At 51.6% G+C, this 21,366-nt stretch carries 18 protein-coding genes; 3 read left to right on the top strand and 15 right to left on the bottom strand.

Features of this window, described 5'->3' with window-relative positions:
* From remA to M3650_RS00615, 5 genes are all read right to left on the bottom strand, one after another.
* Positions 1–261, bottom strand: a complete 261-nt coding sequence (remA, locus tag M3650_RS00635; protein ID WP_005548256.1) for an extracellular matrix/biofilm regulator RemA — start codon at positions 259–261, stop codon at positions 1–3.
* 35 nt (positions 262–296) lie between these two features.
* A complete protein-coding gene (locus tag M3650_RS00630) occupies positions 297–1,181 on the bottom strand; it encodes a YicC/YloC family endoribonuclease (RefSeq protein WP_251571571.1) in 885 nt (294 codons plus the stop codon).
* Between the two features lie 32 nt (positions 1,182–1,213).
* Entirely contained in the window at positions 1,214–3,115 is a 1,902-nt protein-coding gene (locus M3650_RS00625; RefSeq protein ID WP_251571569.1) for a bifunctional homocysteine S-methyltransferase/methylenetetrahydrofolate reductase, read from the bottom strand.
* Between the two features lie 221 nt (positions 3,116–3,336).
* The gene (dapF, locus tag M3650_RS00620) at positions 3,337–4,170 is read right to left on the bottom strand and encodes a diaminopimelate epimerase (protein WP_251571567.1); all 834 of its coding nucleotides are present in this window, start codon (positions 4,168–4,170) and stop codon (positions 3,337–3,339) included.
* 240 nt (positions 4,171–4,410) lie between these two features.
* Positions 4,411–7,242 carry a calcium-translocating P-type ATPase, SERCA-type gene (locus M3650_RS00615; protein ID WP_251571565.1) on the bottom strand — a complete coding sequence of 944 codons (2,832 nt, stop codon included), beginning with the start codon at positions 7,240–7,242 and terminating at the stop codon, positions 4,411–4,413.
* A gap of 325 nt (positions 7,243–7,567) precedes the next feature.
* On the opposite strand from M3650_RS00615, the gene M3650_RS00610 reads away from it, so the two are divergent.
* Positions 7,568–9,373: an Rqc2 family fibronectin-binding protein gene (locus M3650_RS00610; RefSeq protein ID WP_251571563.1), complete on the top strand. Its 1,806-nt coding sequence runs from the start codon at positions 7,568–7,570 to the stop codon at positions 9,371–9,373.
* Positions 9,374–9,596: 223 nt separating this feature from the next.
* On the opposite strand, the gene M3650_RS00605 is transcribed toward M3650_RS00610, so the two are convergent.
* The 10 genes from M3650_RS00605 to M3650_RS00560 all read right to left on the bottom strand — a co-directional run bounded on the left by M3650_RS00605 (position 9,597) and on the right by M3650_RS00560 (position 19,505).
* Positions 9,597–10,355 (bottom strand): hypothetical protein, encoded by a 759-nt coding sequence (locus tag M3650_RS00605; RefSeq protein WP_251571561.1) that lies wholly within the window; start codon positions 10,353–10,355, stop codon positions 9,597–9,599.
* Positions 10,356–10,440: 85 nt separating this feature from the next.
* Positions 10,441–11,394: a PHP domain-containing protein gene (locus M3650_RS00600; RefSeq protein ID WP_251571559.1), complete on the bottom strand. Its 954-nt coding sequence runs from the start codon at positions 11,392–11,394 to the stop codon at positions 10,441–10,443.
* Complete coding sequence (locus M3650_RS00595; protein ID WP_251571557.1) at positions 11,391–12,305, bottom strand: selenium metabolism-associated LysR family transcriptional regulator; 915 nt, start codon at positions 12,303–12,305, stop codon at positions 11,391–11,393. Before M3650_RS00595 ends, M3650_RS00600 begins: the two co-directional genes overlap by 4 nt.
* A 170-nt stretch (positions 12,306–12,475) precedes the next feature.
* Entirely contained in the window at positions 12,476–12,913 is a 438-nt protein-coding gene (locus M3650_RS00590; protein WP_251571555.1) for a hypothetical protein, read from the bottom strand.
* Between the two features lie 192 nt (positions 12,914–13,105).
* Positions 13,106–13,369 carry a YlbG family protein gene (locus M3650_RS00585; RefSeq protein WP_019424851.1) on the bottom strand — a complete coding sequence of 88 codons (264 nt, stop codon included), beginning with the start codon at positions 13,367–13,369 and terminating at the stop codon, positions 13,106–13,108.
* A gap of 78 nt (positions 13,370–13,447) precedes the next feature.
* Positions 13,448–13,864, bottom strand: coding sequence for a YlbF/YmcA family competence regulator (locus M3650_RS00580; RefSeq protein WP_036705773.1), 417 nt, complete (start codon positions 13,862–13,864; stop codon positions 13,448–13,450).
* A 75-nt stretch (positions 13,865–13,939) separates the two neighbouring features.
* Positions 13,940–15,847, bottom strand: a complete 1,908-nt coding sequence (locus M3650_RS00575; protein ID WP_251571553.1) for a helicase-associated domain-containing protein — start codon at positions 15,845–15,847, stop codon at positions 13,940–13,942.
* Between the two features lie 25 nt (positions 15,848–15,872).
* Entirely contained in the window at positions 15,873–17,579 is a 1,707-nt protein-coding gene (locus tag M3650_RS00570; protein WP_251571551.1) for a DNA repair helicase XPB, read from the bottom strand.
* A 196-nt stretch (positions 17,580–17,775) separates the two neighbouring features.
* Positions 17,776–18,201: a CBS domain-containing protein gene (locus M3650_RS00565; RefSeq protein WP_251571549.1), complete on the bottom strand. Its 426-nt coding sequence runs from the start codon at positions 18,199–18,201 to the stop codon at positions 17,776–17,778.
* Positions 18,202–18,317: 116 nt separating this feature from the next.
* Positions 18,318–19,505, bottom strand: a complete 1,188-nt coding sequence (locus M3650_RS00560) for an amidohydrolase (protein ID WP_251571547.1) — start codon at positions 19,503–19,505, stop codon at positions 18,318–18,320.
* A gap of 244 nt (positions 19,506–19,749) precedes the next feature.
* Between M3650_RS00560 and M3650_RS00555 the strand changes: the two genes are divergently transcribed.
* Together M3650_RS00555 and ftsW are read left to right on the top strand one after the other, a co-directional pair.
* Positions 19,750–20,091, top strand: a complete 342-nt coding sequence (locus M3650_RS00555) for a YugN family protein (RefSeq protein WP_019424844.1) — start codon at positions 19,750–19,752, stop codon at positions 20,089–20,091.
* Between the two features lie 31 nt (positions 20,092–20,122).
* Positions 20,123–21,352 carry a putative lipid II flippase FtsW gene (gene ftsW / locus M3650_RS00550; RefSeq protein ID WP_019424843.1) on the top strand — a complete coding sequence of 410 codons (1,230 nt, stop codon included), beginning with the start codon at positions 20,123–20,125 and terminating at the stop codon, positions 21,350–21,352.
* Positions 21,353–21,366: the final 14 nt, after the last annotated feature.

The raw sequence follows: 21,366 nt of genomic DNA, 5'->3' as shown, positions 1-21,366 counted from the left end.
TTATTCGTCGTTGTCGTCATCCTTAGTTGATAAACGGTGCGCTACCGTCTCCGGTTGTACGGCGGATAAGATGACATGGTCACTGTCCGTAATGATAACCGCACGTGTTCGACGACCGTATGTAGCGTCAATAAGCATATGGCGGTCACGTGCTTCTTGAATGATTCGTTTGATCGGAGCCGATTCCGGGCTCACGATGGAAATAATTCGGTTGGCAGATACAATATTACCAAAACCGATGTTAATCAGCTTGATCGCCATTACAGGTCCTCCCTCTAAATTCGAACGCTCCTAGTTTATTCAATATTCGCGGCTTGTTCGCGAATCTTTTCCAGCTCAGCTTTCATGTCGACGACCCGGTTGACAAGTTCCAAATGGTTCGCCTTGGAGCCGATGGTGTTCGTTTCCCGATTCATTTCCTGGATAAGAAAATCAAGCTTGCGTCCTATCGGTTCGCTGCTATGGAGCAGCTGTCCGAACTGTCCAAAATGGCTCTTTAACCGCGTTAATTCTTCGTCAATGTTGGAGCGTTCCGCAAACAATGCTACTTCCATGCCGAACTTGTGATCGTCAAAGGAAGAATTCGCATCCAACAGTAGCTCTATACGCTGTTTAAGCTTGGTTCGGTACTCGGTCACAACAACCGGAGCCCACTCCATCATTTCCATATGAAGCGACTGTAAACGGCCCAGCCGTTCTGCCAGATCCCGATTGAGGTGGCTGCCTTCCATGGCGCGCATCCGGCATAATCCATCCATTGCTTCGGTCAATCCCGATTCCAAGCAAGAAGCAAGTTCTTCCTCGGACCATGATGTCTCTTCTCGGATCGTAATAATATCAGGCAGGCGAAGCCAATCATCAACGGACAATTCTCCCGATACGCCATATTTATCACGGAGCAATTGAGAGGCTTGCATGTAAGCTTCGAGCGTCTGGTCGTTAATTTCGACCAGCGTCTTCGCTTCACCTTCACGCTCCTTGTTAATAAACACATCAATTCGGCCGCGCTTCACGTGCTGCTGCACGATACGGCGCAGACGATCTTCGTAACTTGTCCATTCACGCGGCATGCGGAGCATGATTTCACAATATCGATGGTTTACGGATTTCACTTCAATGCTTAGTTTGTATCCGCCAATCTCGCGTGCGGACTGACCATATCCGGTCATGCTGTAAACCATGAGAACCACATCCATTATCCTATTTTAATTGATTATGTTGGTCGAAACAAGGGGTCTGTCTGCCGTTCCGCTTTTTCCCATACGTATTGCGTCAATTCGGCCGTCATTTCATAGAACATAAATGGAGTCATAAAATAAATGCCTTTAAAATGATTTACTGCTACGTCCAGCAACTCTTTGGCGATTGCTACGCCTTCCTGGCGCCCCGCCTCACCTTCGAGTCCTTTCATACGGCCTCGGACTTCATCGGAAAGCTCGATGCCTGGAACCTCATTATGCAAATATTCCGCGTTTCTTCCGCTCGCCAGCGGCATGATGCCGATAAAGATCGGCACGTTCAGATGCTTCGTTCCTTCAGCAATGCGTTCGATTAACGCGACGTCATATACCGGTTGCGTCATAATGTAGTCCGCTCCCGCTTCAATCTTCCGCTCGAGACGCGTGATGGCTTTGTCCAAATGCTTCACGTTCGGATTGAAAGCTGCCCCGACGACAAAGGTGGCTCGCTGTTTGAGCGGCTTACCAGAGAACGCTAAGCCTGTGTTCAACTGCTTAATCATGCGTATAATTTCAAAGGAAGTCAAATCGTAAACCGAGCTGGAATCAGGCAAATCACCGAATCGCGCCGGATCCCCCGTGACGGCCAGCACGTGGTCGATGCCAAGTACGTTCAAACCCATCATATGGGACTGAGTGCCGATGAGATTGCGGTCGCGGCATGCGATATGAACCAACGGCCGCATGCCAAGCTTATCCAATACCAGATAACCGAGCGCCATATTGCTCATTCTCGTAACGGCAAGCGAGTTATCCGCCAACGTAATCGCATCTGCCCCAGCTTTTTGCAGCGCCTCCGCTCCCTTCATGAACTTCGCAATGTCCAAGTCGCGCGGCGGATCCAGCTCAACAATGACAGTATGTCGCGTACGAACCATATCGACGATAGAGCTTGCCGCCTGATCGCCGTCCCCTATCTCTTCTATATTATGGGGATATTGTTGAACCTCCAATCTGTTCATATCCCCGTTGGCTGCATCCAATTCAGTATTGAGCGGCAATGCAGGAACGTCGATATCTTGCAATGCTGCGGCAATCGTCTGAATATGTTCAGGTGTCGTTCCGCAGCACCCTCCGATAAGCCGGGCGCCCATCTGGGCAAAATGAACGGCGCTCTCCGCCATATATTCGGCAGTCGCGACGAAATTATAGCGTCCGTCAACATAGTCCGGAAGCCCCGCATTCGGAAATGCGGACATCGGCAGCGCAATTTGACCTTGGACACTTTCCATCGCTCGCAACAGTCCATTTGGACCCATGCGGCAATTCAAGCCGACCACATCAGCCCCATCTTCACGCAAAATACGGAAAGCATCGAGCAGCCTTACCCCATCCTTTGTCCGCTGCGATTCTTCTACGGCGAACTGGCAAATGATAGGGACCTGTTCATCCAAGCTGCGAACAATCTGGAGTGCAAGCCGCATTTCCTCCAAATCATAGAACGTTTCGAACATGATGCCGTCCACGCCTTCTTCTAATAAAGAAGACAACTGTTCCGTATAATCGAGCTTCACCTGATCGGTATGAATATTTTCCCGTTTCCCCGCACGGATGGAGCCTAACGCCCCCACCACATATGCGCGGTCCTGCGCCGCTTCACGAGCTAAGCGGACTGCTGCGCGGTTAATTTCCTTTACCTTGTCTTCCAAACCGTGCTTGGACAACTTCTCACGATTGGCCGTAAATGTATTTGTTTCAAGCAAGCGAGCTCCCGCTGCTACATAACGCTGATGGATATCGCGAATCATGTCTGGTTCGCTTACATTTAATGCTTCATATGAAATGCCAACAGGATATCCAAGCTGATATAAATAGGTTCCCATCGCACCATCGCCGACAATGATCTGCTCTTGTAACGCCTCGCGAAAGTCTTTCATCCTGTCTTGCACCCCATTCTCCCATGATTGTTGAACATGACTTATCCTACATTCTAACAAGAAACGTTCATTCTTGAAACAAAAGACGCCCCGCTGGAGCGCCTTTTTTTCATGAAAATTCATATATGTGTATTTCGTTTCTACGCTTGTGCGTGTACACCTTACAAAAACGGTCGTCCGTCCTGATGGGACGGACAGGACATCCGCGGACCAAACTTAACTTACGCCCAGCGGCCTTCAAATACAACCTCAGCGGCCCCGGTCATATACACATGATTATCCGCCGCATCCCATTCGATCCACAGTTCGCCGCCAGCAAGCGATACGGTCGTCTGACGGTCCGTCAATCCGTTCAGCACGCTCGCCACAAGCGTGGCGCATGCCCCCGTTCCGCAGGCAAGCGTTGGCCCTGCTCCTCGCTCCCATACGCGCATGTCCACTTCGCTGTGCGACTTGACCGTTGCAAATTCTACATTTATTTTGCGAGGGAACAGCGAATGGGTTTCCAGCTTCGGCCCCCATGCAGCGAAGTCGAAGGAAGCAGCATCTTCCACATAAATGACACAATGCGGATTGCCCATCGATACCGCCGTGAACTGGAATGACCTGCCGTCCACTTCTATAGGATGAGCGACAATCTGCTTCTCATCGATCGTGGTCGGCACCTTCAGCCCCTCCAAGACAGGTTCACCCATGTCGACCCGTACCGATTCAACTTTCCCGTTAACCCGGTTCAGCTGCACCCGCTGCACACCAGCGCCTCTCGTCTCGATCGTCAGCTCGTCTGAGACAGCGTGGCGGTTATCGACGACATATTTGGCAACACAGCGGATCGCATTGCCGCACTGTTCAGCTTCCGTTCCGTCAGAATTAATGATTCGCATCATAAAATCAGCCCGCACGGAAGGCAAAATATATACTAACCCGTCTGCACCTACGCCAAAGTGACGGTCACAGACGGTAATCGCCAGCTCTGCCACCCGGTCGGGCAGTGTCTCTTCTCCGTATACGATGACAAAATCGTTGCCTAACCCATGCATTTTCGTGAATAACATTTCATCCCCAACTCCTCATGCGGGCGGCCGTCCCTGACTGATGTCACTAGGATACCGCAATCCGAGCGGGAATGTGTATTCACGGAGTGCACCAATGTTTGTACTATTCCTCTAGTTCAAAAATTCCCTCTTGCTCACGCAGTGTAACAGGAAATAGATTCGAAGTCGAATCTTGTGTTCACCCTCGAAGAGCCGATGCTTCCGAAGTATGTTTCCTGCGGAAAGCTTCTGCAATCAGAACTACGCGGCACGCCGATTGGAAGTATATGCCGGCTTCCCTCCAGATTTCCCGGATTTTTGTCCACTCAATACGGAGCCAATGCCCATTAAAAATGTCGGAATGCCAGCCATGACAAACGTAATCGCCCAATCTCGGAAATGAAGCGGAACTGTCTTAAATATAGGCTGCAGCGGCTCGACATATAAGACAGCCAACAGAAGCAGGATTGACGATGCGACGGCCAGTACCAAATACCGGTTCTGGAAAATATTCCGGTGAAAGATGGAACGTGAGCTGCGGCAATCAAAGACGTGAATCAATTGAGCCATTACAAGCGTCGCGAACGCAACTGATTGCGCCTTCGTCAGCTGCTCCGCGCTGTTCGGGTCAACACTCCACGTAAGCCAGAACGCGATCAGTGTACATACGCCAATGAGCAGCCCCCGGCTTATTATTTTCCATCCCAAACGCCGAGCGAAAATGTTCTCTTTCGCCGTGCGCGGCCGATGCTCCATTAAATCCTTCTCCGGCTGATCGACACCGAGCGCCATGGCAGGCAGTCCATCGGTCACCAGATTCACCCATAAAATCTGAATAGGGACGAGCGGCAGCGGAAGTCCGAGCATCATAGCAAAGAACATTACCAATATTTCGCCGACATTGGAAGCAAGCAAATAGCGGATAAATTTGCGAATGTTCTCGTAAATGCCCCTGCCTTCCTCGATCGCGGCAACGATGGTGGCAAAGTTATCGTCGCTTAAAATGAGTGCCGACGCCTCCTTCGACACATCCGTTCCCGTAATGCCCATTGCGATGCCGATATCGGCCGCTTTAATCGCTGGCGCATCATTCACCCCGTCGCCGGTCATGGCGACGACATGCCCTTTACGCTGAAGCGATTTTACGATGCGCAGCTTATGCTCTGGCGATACGCGCGCATACACGTATATAGTATCGATGACCTTGTCGAGCGCATCGTCATCCATCTGTGCCAACTGGACACCGTTCACCGTCTGTCCGCCATGTGGTATGATGCCGAGCTGATGCGCAATCGCTTCCGCTGTCAGCTGATGGTCACCCGTGATCATGACCGTCTTAATGCCAGCGCGGCGGCAGACCGCAATCGCATCCCTCGCTTCACGGCGCGGCGGATCTATCATGCCTGCCAAGCCCACGAAGATAAGCTGCGATTCAACCGCGGATTCATGAGCCGCGGATTCGCTTGCTTTTAATTCGCGGTAAGCTAGTCCCAATACTCGCAAGGCCTGCTTGGCCATTTCCTCGTTCGCGGCGAGAGCCTTCTGCTTCAAGCCCGCTGTGAGTGGAACCACCTTGCCATCCCACAATATATAGTTGCAGCGGTCAAGCAGCACGTCAGGCGCTCCTTTGGTAAGCACGTTTCTTCCGCCTTGATGTGTTATGATGACGGACATTCTTTTCCGTTCCGAGTCAAAAGGATACTCCTCCATACGCGCGTACATACCGCCCAATGTCTGCGATGTCATTCCCAGCTTGGCAGCCAGTACAAGCAGCGCTCCTTCTGTCGGGTCTCCTTTAATGTCCCATATCGGTTTTAACTCCTCACTTCCCTGTTTCTTCGCTTCTTTTGCCTTCTTCGTCTGTTGGCCGATCCCCTTCGTCGAACGCAACTCGGACGGATAGGACTCAGACAGCACAGCATTGTTGCATAGCGCGCTAATTTGCAGAAACCGCCGCAGCGCTTGATCATTTTTCATGTCGAGCAGCTTACCCTGCTCGGTGACTTGACCTGCAGGCTCAAAGCCTTCCCCGCTTACTTCCAGTGCTCTTCCGCCCATCCAAATGCGGGTAACTGTCATTTTGTTCTGCGTAAGCGTCCCGGTCTTATCCGAACAAATGACCGAAGCGCAGCCCAACGTCTCCACGGAAGGCAGCTTGCGCACGATCGCTTTGCGCTTAATCATGCGCTGAACGCCAAGCGCGAGCGCAATCGTCACAATGGCAGGCAGCCCTTCAGGAATAGCAGCCACGGCCAGACTGACGCCGGCCAAGAACATGCCCATCGCTGGTTGTCCGTGAAGTATGCCGGCAACTACGACCATTACGGTGAGCGCAAGCGCGACAATAATGAGAATTTTACCGAGCTGATCCAGACGATGTTGCAGTGGCGTATCCATGGATTCGGTGTTTTCAATCATGTGCGCAATTTTGCCCATCTCCGTGTCCATCCCTGTCCGTATAACGACGCCCCTCCCCGTACCTCGGGTCATCATCGTTCCCATGAAGCCGATATTTTTCAAATCTCCTAACGGCAATTCGTCCTGTCTAATCGATTTATGGTGCTTGTTTACAGGAACCGATTCTCCTGTCAACGCCGATTCCTCCACATAGCAGCTGCTCGTCGAGAGCCATCTGACGTCAGCTGGCAAGCGGTCCCCGCTTTCCAGGAGCACGATATCACCTGGCACTAGATCGTTCGCATTGATGTGGCATAGCTTGCCGGATCGCATCACCTTTGCCATAGGGGCAGAGAGCTGCTTCAGTGCACGCAGCGAACGCTCCGCCCGGAATTCCTGCACGAAGCCGAGCACTCCATTAAGGAGAATGATCGTGATGATCGTGATGGCATCGAGATATTCCCCGAGCATTCCCGATACAAGCGTGGCCCCGGCCAGCACGAGCACCATGAAATCTTTAAATTGGTTGAAAAACAACGCCAATGGCGACACGCGTTTCCCCTCTGACAGCTCATTGCGCCCGTAGCGTTCCTGACGCGCTGCCGCATCTTCGTCCGACAATCCTTGCTCGGCGTGGACCCCCAGCGCATGAAGCAAGTCATTCGCCGTTAACTGGTGCCACTTGATTTGATCCATGGTCCGTTCCCCTTTCCTACCCAATAATAGAGGTTGTCACGCAATAATGGCTATGCATTGGCGGCCGTACAGCGCGTCCAAGCAGACAGCCTTTAGGCTAAATCTATTCGGACGAGTCTAAAAATATCCCATTGTTCCTTCCAGTGCTTAAGTTTTGCGCAAAAATATGGCATCATAGGAGATAGCTCCAACATTAAGGGATGCAGTCCCATCCGTATGAGTCCTGCTCTGGTTGCCCAGCAGCAAGCAGCACTTATAGGGGTTATCCCTTTTTGAACACGTACTTATCCATTGGATCGCAGAGGCGATAGATAGGAGAACTATTATGTCTTTAGATGGAATCGTAACCCGCGCAATCGTTCATGAACTGCAGCAGACGATCGGTGCACGCATTCATAAAATTTATCAACCGACTGATCACGACTTATTGCTGCACATGCGGGTAGCTGGAAAAAATCGCAAGCTGCTGCTCTCCGCCAATCCGACCTATCCACGCATTCATTTCACGGAGCAAACCTTCTCCAATCCACCAGAACCGCCAATGTTCTGCATGCTGATGCGGAAAAATTGTGAAGGCGGCATTATTGAGCGTGTCGAACAAGTCGGCATGGAGCGCGTCGTCCATATGCAAATTCGCCAGCGGGACGAGCTCGGAGATGAGTCCGTGAAGACGCTCGTCGTGGAGCTGACCGGACGACACAGCAACGTCATCCTGCTCGATCCATCGGCCACAACGATCATCGACGGCATACACCATGTCACGCCGGCCATCAGCAGTTATCGCATCGTCATGCCTGGATTTGCTTATACGGCGCCTCCCGAGCAGCATAAGTCCAATCCGCTGACGGTTAGCGAGTCACAGTTCCGTTCCCTGTGGAACAATGAAAGCGACACACAGGAGAACGAGCAAGCGCAAGAGAGCGAACAGACGCGGGTGAACATGACCGGCTCCAAATGGCTTGTCCAGCACATGTCTGGCATTAGCCCCCGTTTGGCTGAAGAGATTGTGTTTCGCTCTGGCCTCGCGCGCGAGGAAAGCCTCACGACCGAGTCGAATATCCAGTCTCTGTGGAATGCTTTTGCTGGACTCATGAATGAGATTCGCGAGCATCATTATATGCCTACGCTTGTCGAAGACGATCATGGCAAAACCTACTTCTCAGCAGTATCGTTGACGCATATTTCCGGCATTGCGTCGACGTTCGAGTCGATGAGCGACTGTATAGAAGCCTTCTACGGGAACAAAGCGGAACGGGATATGATCAAGCAACGGGTCGGGGACTTAACCCGCTTCCTGCAACAGGAGCGCATGAAGAATACCAAGAAGCTGGAGAAGCTTTCCGAGACGCTGCATGAGGCCAGAGATGCAGACCGCCACCGTATTATGGGCGAGCTGCTGTTCACCTCGCTCCACACCATTTCCAAGGGTGACAAAGAGGTGGAGCTCCTCAATTTCTACGATGAGAACGGCGCAACGATAACGATACCGCTCGACCCGCTGCTGTCGCCTTCTGATAACGCTCAACGGTATTTTAAAAAATACAACAAAGCGAAAAACAGCATTGCGGTCGTGCAAGAGCAGATGGAAGCGGCGCAAGAGGAGAATCGTTATTTCGAGACGCTGCTGCTGCAGCTGAGTGAGGCGAACGTGCAGGACGCGCAGGAAATAAGGGAAGAGCTTGTCGAGCAAGGATATTTGCGCGATCGCAATCGCAAGGGGAAACGTAAAAAGAAGGATAGCCGCCCTACGCTGCATTGCTTTACTTCGTCAGAGGGTATTCCGATTTATGTCGGCAAGAACAATCTGCAAAATGAATATGTAAGTAATCGGCTAGGAAAGCCGAACGATACGTGGCTGCATACGAAGGATATCCCAGGATCGCACGTCGTTATTCGAAGCGAGCAATACGGAGACACTACACTAGAGGAAGCGGCGCAGCTTGCCGCCTATTTCAGCCAAGCCAAAAATTCAAGCCAAGTCCCTGTCGACTACACGCTGATTCGCCACGTCCGTAAGCCGAATGGAGCGAAGCCCGGATTCGTCATTTATGAACGGCAGAAGACGCTGTTCATCACGCCGGACAGCAAGCGAATCGACCAGATGCCGGTCACGATGAAGTCCGGGGGATAAAAGCGCGAAACATTGCTCACTGTCGGACGGTGCCCATCCGGTACTCAACTGCATATCGCAGCTCAAGTGCAACAAAAGAATTGCAGAGCAGCCATTGATAATCAAAAAATAATAAGCCTGACTCCGTGTCAGGCTAAAGCAAGGCTGTCGAGAGAGTTTCGACAGCCTTAAATTATGATAGCAGCTCTGCTTCGCCCACCCTACGTCTTGCGAAGCATACTGATCATGTATCGGCTCTGCGCCACCGCGTGTCTGACAAATTGCGGACACGCTTGCCATCCGTCACGATTGCTTGCTGGAATAATATCGTGCTGGAAACAGCAACATTTGTGGAATTTTTAGAGTTAGCTTCAGAATCCGGCAGATGGACTTTGACTACCGCTACACTATGTCCAGGAGAGAAATCGACCTCGCCGAGCGGAAGTTCCTTCAAGGAAGCGTGCGTTCCGTCCAGATCATCTGCGTGGAGAGTCACATAAGCTCGCACCGTCCGCGACTCGTAATTAACGGCCTTTAGGCTGCATTCCCCTTTCCAGTACGCAACTCCGTGTTGTAATTGGCATCTGCCTATAGTCTGTTCGAACTGAAGCGCGTAGATCCCTCCTCCGAACCAAGTCTGATACAAGTTGACCGCATAATTCGGCGCCCACACCAGCAGCAGGAATGCCATAATGCCGATCCGCACCCGCTTGCGGCTCAAGGAGCGGGCAAGCATCCGCAACATCACGATCACCCCAATCAATAGGGGAAGTCCGGTTAGAATTATTCTCGTATTATTCCCGATCTGAAATACGGTAGGGATGCCGAGCCAATTCATTATTCCTTCGAACCAAGTATATCCGTGGGGAAATCGGATGCTGAGCATGAACAACACGGCATACAAAATAGCCGCTTTTACAAAAAGTCGTCGGTCACGTATCAGCTTCTCATTTGAGAGCTGCCGTTCAGATTGAACATTGGGATCGAAATGTTGTTGATTCAATAATTTCGCCCCTCCTCTCCCAGTAAAACGCAATCACAGTTAGAATTTCGTGGCGTTCCTTAACGATATTTAGCCTTCCTGTATACTATAATCCCTTTACTTTATACTTGTCGCCTTTGCTGCGAAGCCGCTCCACTGCCTCCATTCCGACCCGGCGGCCGCCCAGCGCTCCATGGAACACTTCGCCGCGGCGGGCGCCGTGGAAGTCCGATCCTGCTGTCATAATGAGCCCGCAACGCGCTGCCAGAACGCCGTAACGCTTGCTGTCCTCTAACGAATGATCAGAATGCCACACCTCTATGCCGTCCCAAGGCGAAGCTCCCACAATGCGCTCTACCAATTCATCCGACCCATACAAGCCCGGATGGGCGAGCACAGCGGCACCTCCGGCCGCATGTATCCAAGCCACCGCCTCGTGCGGGCGTATACGCGGCGGGTTGACGTAAGCCTTTCCGCCGGTGCCAAGATAAAGCTCAAACGCTTCCTGCATATTGCGCACCACTCCGCGCCGTACAAGCGCATCGGCAATATGGGGGCGTCCTACCGTCTCGCCTGGGGATAACGGGCGCCCCAATTCAGCGATGACTTCGTCCATCGTTAGCGGTATGCCCAGCTCGGTCAGCTTGGCCACGAGCATGTCATTGCGCCGATCACGGATGGCGCGCAGGCTGGCCAAGCGCTCTAGGAACAGCTCATCCTCAATATTCATGAAATAACCGAGCACATGAATATCAATTCCGTCCTCCACCGTGCTAATCTCAACCCCTGGCACAATGCGCACGCCGTATTCCTGTCCAGCCTTCAGCGCTTCCTTCACCCCGGCAACCGTATCGTGATCTGTTATCGCAAGCGCCTCAAGCCCCGCCTTGCAGGCAAGGCGGACGTTATCTGCCGGCGTCATCATCCCATCAGAAGATGTCGTATGACTGTGCAGATCGGCGCCGCCTGCTGAGGCGGGAGACCCCTCAAGCCCTTCTGTCGATAGTAATGAAGCATCGTTCGTTGCCATAGACTCAGGTCCATCGAAAAATGGTGTCATTGCAGCAACCCCTTTCCTTGCCTATTTCGCAGAAATGTAAGAAATGTAGTCGCCGGCAGCGATAGCAGTCCAGACTGCGCATGCACGGCATAAAATTGGCGTTTCATACGAATATGCTGAATCCGGACAGCTTTCACCAAGCCAAGCGCTTGCTCATGCCTTACGACTGAAGGCGAGAGCATCGTCAGGCCGATTCCGGCCTCCACTGCCGACTTGACCGCTCCCGTACTGCCGAGCTCCATCACAACCTGCAATTGCTCTGGGTGCACTCCTTGCTCGCGCAAAGCCTCTTCCATAACGAGACGCGTACCCGAGCCTTGCTCCCGCAGAACGAACGGATACGTCAACACGTCCTGCAGTTCCACTTCGTTCGTCTGCGCCAACGGGTGCTCTCTTGGCACGATGAGCAACAGTTCATCTTCCATGACCGGCTCCAAGCTAATATCGGTATCAGCTACCGGCGCCTCGACAAGGCCGAGATGGAGCTGCTGCGAACGAATTCCTTCAGCGATTTGCGATGAATTCATAACTCGGAGGTGAATATCAAGCTGCGGATGCAGCTTCGCGAATGTGCCGAGCACATGGGGGAGCACATATTCTCCAATCGTCAAGCTAGCGGCCAGCACAAGCTTCCCCTGCAGATCGAGCGTGTAGTTCGACATCATTTCCTCTGTCTCACGAACAAGCTCGAGACAGCGCTGCGCATAAGGAAAAAGCTTCTGTCCAGCTTCAGAAAGCTGCAGCTTCTTCGTAGAACGATGCAGCAGCTTCGTTCCGAAATACTCTTCCAGCGCTTGGATTTGCATCGTCACCGCCGGCTGCGTCATGTGCAGCGCTTGCGCAGCAGCAGAGAAGCTCGCTCGCGTCGCTACGCTATAAAATATATGAAGCTGGTGAAAATTCAACCCCATCCGCCCTTCATCCTCTCTCAAGCCTTAAGTATATGTATTATAACGCATAAGAGCGGGCAAATCGAAACGGCTTCACGCTGTTTCATCCAATGATGTTCCATCATAATGACTCGTTATCAAAGAAATAAAATGCCGTCTCCCCTATTGGAAACGGCTCTAGCGTTATATCGTTATTTATGCTTGCGGCTGTTCTTGACCAGCGTCATGCGTCTCGTATGTCGCAACCAAGAGTAGTACGTCTTCAAATCACGCAACTCCATCGTCTCCGACATTTTGCCGAGGAATGTAACGACGATCATTTTGACCATTGGTTCACCAGTTAGGTCAAAATCCCGATCGGATTGGGCAAACTCAGCTACGACCACAATGTCTTCATCGATCAAATAAACATCTTGTTCATTGCGATAATATGACGCTATCCGTTCTTGCTTAAGACAATCCCACATAAACGCGGCGATCGATTCGGCATCCGCCTCCTCTTTCGCGATCCGGTCGCTCCAGCGGGACTTGGCGTGATTTGTAATGACGATATCCGCCACTTTCTTATCGCCTAACAAGACATAGAAAGGTTCATATGTGCTCCATCGCTCCATTACCTTGTCTCTCACTGGATACCTCCACTCTCCACCACGTTAGGTCTTTTTGTCTATGTATATTTACCCATTATATTACATGAAGCTCACTTCGTTCTCAAGTTTAGCATATCATATTATACCAGAATTTAGGCAAACTTTAACATTCAAGCAAAAAAAACCGTCTTCTTTCAGTAATGTTTGAAAGAAAACGGTTTGATTTGTCCTTTACATTCCGTAAAAGCGGGTCTTATCCGGAACTTCGCTGCTGTATTCCGTTTTGAGCTCATTGCGGTAGGATCGCTCTATCTTTTTTACATAATTGAGACGTCGTACATTTTTAAGTGTGTCTTCCGCCCGGTCTGCATTGACATAGAGCACAGCGTACAGCATTTTACGCGAAATATAATGGAGCGCTCCGTATTTTTCCAGATTTCGTGCCGCTTTCACGTCACTTACCCATATGATAAAACCTGTGCGTTCAGGAAACATGATTTTCCTCGCTTTCCTAATAAGAGGTTGTTCAAAAAGTCCCCTTTTGATCACACACTATAAGTGCGTGTGATTCCTTTACGAACAACTGCTGCAACTGCCACTGCAACCATTGCCGCAGCCCCCGGATGGTTGAGGATCATTGCCAGGAACTTTAATTGTATCTGATACCGCAAATGCGATCGTCTCAGACAAACGGTGCAGCAGTTCATCCACCGCTTGCTCGGCTTGCTTGAAATAAGATACTTCTTCTATGGCATCCAACTGGCTTTGAACGGCGAGCACTTCTTCCTGGGCCTTATGATAATCAGGGTGAAAGTGCCCGAATCGTTCCGCTTCTTCAAACCTCTCCTTCTTGCGGGAGAATTCGCGCACAAGGTCTTTGACTGCCTCGCTGCTATCGACACGTTCTTTCCAGTATAAATATTCGGCAACTTCCGCCGACTGGTTAATCATATCTCCCAATTCGTAAGCGTTTGTGAGCAGAACGGCCATATCGACAGCGGGTTCAACATTTTCTACAGGCACGTTATCACGCTCAATTCTGTATATAGTTGTAAGGTCGGACGCTCAAATCGTCACATCGGGCAATATCAGTCTCATTTGTTCCCATTCGCTCGCTGACAGAAGCTGAAGTTGGGATGAAGACGGACCGGCAACAATATGCGCCTCCACCTTCCACGCTCCATCATCCGTCACCACCAGCGATACAGGAAGCAGGAGGACGGATTCGCCCGCACGCTCTACCTCCAACTGCAGCTGCCGTTGGATGGCGGTCGTCACCATGTCCTTCTTCGTAGATTCATGGAAAGGCCGAAGCGCCTTCGTCCACAAACTAGGTACATCGTGAAACGACGACGAGATTTCGTCCCCACCCAGCGATTCGGTTTCAATTTCATAATACTGCAATGAGGAAGGGCTGTAAACCATCCCTTTCGCTGTGCCCTCCTGTTCAAGCGGGATTGACGTATATTCGTCCTCCCATATTTGCGCCATACGACCCGCATCTTCCTCCGTTCCTTCCCAGCGTTGCAGCGGAGAAAGACCGATTCGCTCTAGTGATCGCGACAACTCGGCAATATGATGACGATCGACTGCGAAGTCCTGCTCGCCAATAGGTTGAACCCACTGTGCATACGGCTCAGCACTGGCCAATTCCTCTTTGATCATGTCCGCAGCATCCTTGTCGGCGCATCGCAGCAGAACGACCTCGGCGAATTGGACGCGCCCGTATTGCTGGCTCCACAGTTCAAGAGCATCTTGAACATTTTCGGGCACGCCAGACCAGGCATGCTTCTCCAAAAATAACAGCACTGATTGTTTCGTCCGACCTTGCTCGATGCCGCGCTCGAACGAGCCCCTCGTCAACCGGTAAATATCCATCTGATCAGAGCTCTGTGCTTCGGCAAACGCCTCAAGCTCCCAGCGCAGCACGAACGGTGTATCGGACGGGAGCACAATTTCAAAATCAGGCTGTACGAAGAAGCCCCCTTCTACCGCTTCCGCATCACGTTCCACGATGCGAAACACCCAATCCTCGCCACTCGCCCCAACATCGCACAGACCGACTGCATGTGCAGCCCGGAGCCACGTCCGGATGAGTTCACGATTGCGGACTCGCTGTGACTCGTCATTCGCAAGCCAGCCCATCGCAAGAAGCCGCTCTATCACTTCACTGTCCGGATGCCACGCTGTTCCACGTCCGAGTTCAAGGACGGCGTGAATCATATGCCGCACACGCGGTTCCGCCGTCACGTAATGCTCCACCAAATTTTGCGCGATTACATCCAGCCATTGCTGAATGGTGCGATGCAACCATACTCTCATTTCCGCTTCGTTCACGACATAACGGTTCGCTTCCTTGTTCAGCAGTCCGAATCGAAGCGCCATATCAATGACGATCGCGACGGTAAGCGGAAGCGTGTCTGCGAACGGATAGTTCACCCCGAAGCTAGAGAGAGCCGACTCATCCGTCCGGAATAGCGCAGCGAGCCGTGAGATGGCCCGCTTATGAAGCGTCCCTTTGGAAGTGAGGGGCAGTCCCTCCTTCATGGCGAACACAAGCAAGTGAAACATATCGAGCGGCAGCCCCTTGGCCGCTTCGATGGAAGAGCCGACTTCAATAGCCCCGCCGATCGGTTGCAGGAGGGCCTCATCGATCACTACGGTCGTTGGCTGAAGATGCTGCTGTTCGAGTAAATAACCCAATAACCGCTCGTACACATCTGACGGAATAAATAGCATGCGTTCTCCCCATGTCTTGCGAACACTGGCGAGAAGACCAAGGTCCATCAGCGGGCTGCACGCCATTTGCAGCATTGCACCTGGCATTTCAGGACCATGCCAGCTCCTAAGCGTGTCAAATGTAAACGGGAGCGGTCCCGCTTCTCTCAGCATGATCGTAAAAGACGAACGCAGCGCCATGCTTAGTGATGCAAACACCCTTACGATCTCGCCCGGGTATTCTGCATACCGCATCCAGTACTGCCGGGGCTGGTAATCATCAACCGGTTCCGTCCGCTGGAATAGCTGCCACGTATTTATGTTGTTCCTCCCCTTTCTCAATATGGTAACGATAGCCCTGTTCCACTAGAAACAATTGGCGTTTCATGGCATAGTCTCTTTCCTTCGTCTCTTCGCTCACGAGCGTATAGAAATAGGCCTTCCGTCCATCCGACTTCGGCCGCAGCAGTCTGCCAAGCCGCTGCGCTTCTTCTTGCCTGGAGCCGAAGCTGCCAGACACTTGGATGGCCACGGTCGCATCTGGCAAATCAACGGCAAAATTAGCCACCTTGGAGACGACAAGCACTTGAATCTCACCCTGTTTGAACTGCGAATATAAGCGTTCGCGTTCCTCCTGCGGAGTCTGTCCGGTCAGCACCGGCGCTTGCAGCGCCTCTGACAATTCCTTTAATTGGGTCAAATACTGCCCTATTACTAATGCAGGCACACCGGGATGACGCTCAAGAATATGCTTGGCCGTCTCAGCCTTCGTTTCATTTTCACCGGCAATCCGCGCTTTCTCCCGTTCACCCGCTTGATTATAGCGTTTGCGCCCCTGCTCGGTAAGCGGCACGCGCACCTCTGTACAGACGACCTGCGCAATCCACCCCGCCTCTTCCAGCTGCCGCCACGGCAGTTCATATCGTTTGGGCCCGATTAATGAGAATACGTCGCGCTCGCATCCATCTTCCCGAACAAGCGTTGCCGTCAATCCTAAGCGGCGTGTCGCTTGAAGATCAGCCGTCGTACGGAAGACGGGAGCGGGCAACAAATGGACCTCGTCATATATAATGAGACCCCAATCCCGTTCATGAAACAAGCGCATATGATGCCATTCGCTATTTTGCTGTTGGCGGTAGGTCATCATTTGGTAAGTGGATATCGTTACGGGACGTACCTTCTTCGCCGCCCCCGTATATTCACCTATTTGTTCTTCTTTTAATGTCGTGCATTTCAAAATTTCTTGTTTCCACTGCTTTACTGACGTTGTGTTGGACGTCAAGATAAGTGTTTCGCTTTGCAAGCTCGTCATTGCACCGATGCCGACAATCGTCTTGCCCGCTCCACAAGGCAGCACGACGACCCCATCTCCTGCCGCGCGCTCGCCGCTTCCTATAAATGATTGCACCGCCGCCTCTTGGTATGGACGCAGTCGAAATCCGCCATTGCCAGCCAGTCGAAAAGATAAAGGCTCTCCGTCATGGAAACCTACCTTATCGATAACCGGATAGCCTGCTCTGGCGAGTGCCCGCTTCAGTCTGCCCCGATGCTTCGCCTGAATTGCAATCCGACCGCACTGCGGTTTGCCAGAATAGAGAACCCCGACTTCGGGATCAGTCATAAACCGCTCCAGCACCCGCTCATCTGTAGAATGAAGCGTCAAATATGCTTCCTTGTCTTCGCCTTCTAGAACGAACAAGCCGTAGCGTCCCATCCACATAAATATTTCTTGCTTCGCCTTCATCGGGATCGGATAGGAGCAATAACGTTCCAGCAACTGTACAATGTCTTCTGTCGTCTTGCCGCTCGCTGCCGCATTCCATAAAGAGATAGGCGTCATTTTAAACGTATGTATGCCCCCCGGATTTTTCACCAGTTCCGCAAATCCTTGCAAAGCTGCCCGAATATGGGCATAATCCGGACTTTGCTCATTTACTAATATCGTCAAGTCCTGCTGCACTGCCAATATGAACGAAACGTTTCCCATGGCCATCCCCCTTTGCCTTATCAGCGTTAGAACGAAAAAAAGTTCATCCCTCCCTAAAGGGACAGGATGAACTTGCACGCATTGTCGTCCAAGTCTTAATGAAGTTGTTCAAAAAGTCCCCTTTTGATCACGAAGCTGCTCAAGATGTGATTCGGAATTGAATCTTGTGTTGAAAAGCGACCTTTTGAACACACACTTAATGGGTATATGGAGACTCCGAAATTTCGCTTAACGCCTGACCCGCTTCATCTGAGAACGGAGTCCGCACGGCAAGGTCGCCAAGCGACACAATACCGAGTAGCTTGCCATTCTTGACGACCGGCAAGCGTCGCACTTGCTGCTCTGCCATCAGCTCCGCTGCCTCGTCAATGGAAATGTCCGGATCGATAGAGACAATTTCTTCGGTCATGACATGGCTGATCCGGGTAGAACCGGGATGTTTCTCTGCCACGCCACGAATGACTAGATCTCGGTCGGTGACGACACCAAGCAGCCGTTCCCCGTCAACGACAGGAATAAATCCGGTATCATACTGTTTCATCAACACGGCGGCTTCATAAATATTGTCTGCTGCTGTGCAAGTCGCACATTCCGATGTCATTACATCTTTAACCGTTGGCATAATCATTCTCCTATTCACGCTAGCTAGAGGTTGTTCAAAAAAAACCATTTAAAAGTGACCTTTTTGAACATGCATGCATAGGATGCCCGAATCAACCAAAGTTATGCCCTTACCATTTATATTGTATCCTGCAATGCATCCAATGCCAATGTAAGAAGAAGTTCTCCCGCCGTGAGCATGGAAGACTCGACGAGGTCGAACTTCGGATGATGGTGCGGAAAGCGGGCTTCCTCCCCGTTGCCAGCCCCGACGAGCACGAAGCAGCCTGGAACCTTCTTCAGATAATAGGCAAAATCTTCGGCAGGCATAATCATTTCCGCCTCCTGCACCTTGTCTGCACCGAAGCAAGCTTCCGCGACGCGCATGACGCGGGCGGCCTCCGCGCCGTCATTAATGAGGGCAGGATATCCGACGCGATATTCAAGCTCATAGTGAGCTTCGTACATGGCGCACGTGTGCTCTACTATTTTCTCGAATCTCTCCCGCAGAAGCTTCCTGGTCGTCGAATCGAACGAGCGAATTGTCCCCTTCAATATCGCGTGATCCGCAATGACGTTCTGGGTCATCCCTGCCTGCAGCGACCCTACGGATACGACGGCTGGCTGCAGCGGGGACACGTTGCGGCTTACGATAGTCTGCAGCTGCTGCACCAGTGCTGCGCCTACCACAACCGCATCGATGCATGCATGCGGCATGCCGCCGTGTCCGCCTTTGCCGTATATCGTCAAAAAGAAATCGTCCACTGCCGCCATCATCGGACCCGTGCGCGTTGCGATTACACCGGCTTGCAGCGGCGTCCATAAGTGCACGCCGTACATGCTGTCCACGCCTTCGATCGCTCCATCGCCAATCATCGCCTGCGCTCCGCCAGGACTGACTTCTTCAGCCGGTTGGAACAGGAATCTGATTTCTCCCGACCAGTTGTCCCGATGCTCCGCCAGCACCTTGGCGACGGACAACAGGACGGCTGTATGCCCGTCATGACCACATGCATGCATCACGCCCGGTACCTTCGAGCGGTATGCGCAGTCCTTCTCGTCCTGCATATTCAGGGCATCCATATCCGCCCTCAGAGCGACGACCGGTCCTTCTCCGTTCTGAATGACGCCGACCACGCCTTGACCGCCGACACCCCTCTGGATATCTATGCCGAACGATATCAAATGGTCAGCCACGAACCGGGCTGTCTCCCGCTCCTCATAGGAAGCTTCCGGATATTGATGCAAATGACGCCGCCAAGCAATGGTCTGCTCATAGTTCGCTGTGAGCGCTTCCTTCCAATGAGATACGAACGTACGTGTCACACTCTCTCCCCCCAAACTAGCCATTCGGTGCATTGATTCATTTTATATATTGTACCATACGCCTGTGCGTTGCGACGACGCATTTTCGGTTTGCCAACATATGAGGCCAAATCATGCCGCGAGGGACAAGGGATGTCTTGCACAAGACTTGGAAACATACTATCATGATAAAGAGGATCATGAGGATCTGTTTGGAATACGAACTACTAAATGCTAGGCAATCATTTGAAGGAGGAAAAGGTGCATGATTATCGAAAATTCCGGCCTTATCGGGCTCGAATCTGACCTGGCTTATCTGGACGAAGTGACAGAAGATATTGGTTTTGTACGCTGGCAATGGGAATATTACCGTGCTACATATGACTTGAAATTTGAAGCCAACGGAGAAGAATACTTTCTGCGCATCAACACTCGTGTAAAGGAAGGCAAGCTGGAGAAGCCTGACACGATACTGGCGGTAGAAGCGGTTTACATGGGTCGTGCTTCCTTCCCGCACGGATTGGATTACGACACGCCGATTCCGCAGCCAATTCTCAATTCAGCTACGCAGAAGCTGAATGAATTGAAGCAAGCGCTTAGCGCGTAATGGTTCTCCATTGACTAGAACATATAGACCCATGAAACGAGAGAACCCGACTCCCATCAACAAAGGCACGCCTGATTTTCTATTGCTTGTGCTCACGTTGCTTCTCGTGGGGTTCGGTGTCGTCATGGTGGTTAGCGCGAGCTCGAGCTTAGCTGCCGTTTCAAAACTATACAACCATGATGCACTATACTTCGGCAAACGTCAGCTAATGTGGGCCGTTATCGGCATTATTGCAATGTTCATTGCGATGAATATCCGGTATACGGCCTACAAAAAATTGTTCATCCCTCTATTTATCGTTACAATCATTATGCTCATGCTCGTCCCTTATATCGGTAAAGATATTAACGGCGCAAGAAGCTGGTTCGGTATCGGTTCCATCGGCGTCCAGCCGACAGAGCTGGCCAAGATTGCGACGGTTCTGTATCTCGCTGCTTTGATTACAAAGAAAGGCGAGAAGTTCCGCGATTTCAAGAAAGGGCTGTTCCCCATCATGATTATCGTCGGCTTCGTCGTCGGACTTATTATGCTGCAGCCTGACATGGGGGGAGCGTTAATTTTGGCGGCCTGCGCAGGCGTCATCGTTATCGCTGGCGGAGCGAACCTGAAGCACATTATGAACTGTATGCTGGTTGGGCTGACCGGAGTGCTCGTCGTGCTCGGACTCAGCATGCTTTTTTCTCCAGACAAGCTGACTGGCGGCTACAAATTCGCCCGGATTCAATCGTGGCTTGACCCTTTTCACGATACGCAAGCAGCAAGCTACAATTTGCTGCACTCGTTGAAGGCAATTGCGCATGGCGGATGGACAGGGGCCGGCTTTGGACAGAGCATTCAGAAGCTGCTCTATCTTCCGTATCCGTACAATGACTTTATTTTCGCCATTATTGCAGAAGAATGGGGCTTTATCGGAACAAGCATCTTTCTTGTTGTCTATTTACTGTTTATTTGGCGGGGCATTCTTATCGCTGTCCGCTGCCCGGACATTTATGGCACGCTCGTAAGTGTCGGCATCGTCGGAATTATTGCGATTCAGGCATTCATTAATATCGGCGGGGTGACGCGCACGATTCCGATTACGGGAGTTACGCTGCCGCTTATCAGTTATGGCGGCTCCTCGTTATTTATTACATTGGGAAGCATCGGTATATTACTCAGTGTCTCGAGGGAGTACAACAGGGTGCATCCGCAAAAAAAATCCGCGTCCAAATCAACAACCCAATCACAGAAAAAAGACTACCGGCCGCTGCGGCCTGTGTAGTCTTTTTTCTGTCT

Origin of the sequence: Paenibacillus sp. MER TA 81-3, assembly GCF_023713585.1 — a bacterium.
Taxonomy (GTDB): Bacteria; Bacillota; Bacilli; order Paenibacillales; family Paenibacillaceae; genus Paenibacillus_B; species Paenibacillus_B profundus.
This window is presented reverse-complemented; position numbering and strand designations above follow the sequence as displayed.

Excerpts from the sequence above, each read along its gene's own strand:
- remA (WP_005548256.1), bottom strand. The coding sequence starts at position 261 with ATGGCGATCAAGCTGATTAACATCGGTTTTGGTAATATTGTATCTGCC.
- M3650_RS00630 (WP_251571571.1), bottom strand. The coding sequence starts at position 1,181 with ATGGTTTACAGCATGACCGGATATGGTCAGTCCGCACGCGAGATTGGC.
- M3650_RS00625 (WP_251571569.1), bottom strand. The coding sequence starts at position 3,115 with ATGAAAGACTTTCGCGAGGCGTTACAAGAGCAGATCATTGTCGGCGAT.
- dapF (WP_251571567.1), bottom strand. The coding sequence starts at position 4,170 with ATGTTATTCACGAAAATGCATGGGTTAGGCAACGATTTTGTCATCGTA.
- M3650_RS00615 (WP_251571565.1), bottom strand. The coding sequence starts at position 7,242 with ATGGATCAAATCAAGTGGCACCAGTTAACGGCGAATGACTTGCTTCAT.
- M3650_RS00610 (WP_251571563.1), top strand. The coding sequence starts at position 7,568 with ATGTCTTTAGATGGAATCGTAACCCGCGCAATCGTTCATGAACTGCAG.
- M3650_RS00600 (WP_251571559.1), bottom strand. The coding sequence starts at position 11,394 with ATGACACCATTTTTCGATGGACCTGAGTCTATGGCAACGAACGATGCT.
- M3650_RS00595 (WP_251571557.1), bottom strand. The coding sequence starts at position 12,305 with ATGGGGTTGAATTTTCACCAGCTTCATATATTTTATAGCGTAGCGACG.
- M3650_RS00585 (WP_019424851.1), bottom strand. The coding sequence starts at position 13,369 with ATGTTTCCTGAACGCACAGGTTTTATCATATGGGTAAGTGACGTGAAA.
- M3650_RS00580 (WP_036705773.1), bottom strand. The coding sequence starts at position 13,864 with ATGGCCGTTCTGCTCACAAACGCTTACGAATTGGGAGATATGATTAAC.
- M3650_RS00575 (WP_251571553.1), bottom strand. The coding sequence starts at position 15,847 with ATGCGGTATGCAGAATACCCGGGCGAGATCGTAAGGGTGTTTGCATCA.
- M3650_RS00570 (WP_251571551.1), bottom strand. The coding sequence starts at position 17,579 with ATGGGAAACGTTTCGTTCATATTGGCAGTGCAGCAGGACTTGACGATA.
- M3650_RS00565 (WP_251571549.1), bottom strand. The coding sequence starts at position 18,201 with ATGCCAACGGTTAAAGATGTAATGACATCGGAATGTGCGACTTGCACA.
- M3650_RS00555 (WP_019424844.1), top strand. The coding sequence starts at position 19,750 with ATGATTATCGAAAATTCCGGCCTTATCGGGCTCGAATCTGACCTGGCT.
- ftsW (WP_019424843.1), top strand. The coding sequence starts at position 20,123 with ATGAAACGAGAGAACCCGACTCCCATCAACAAAGGCACGCCTGATTTT.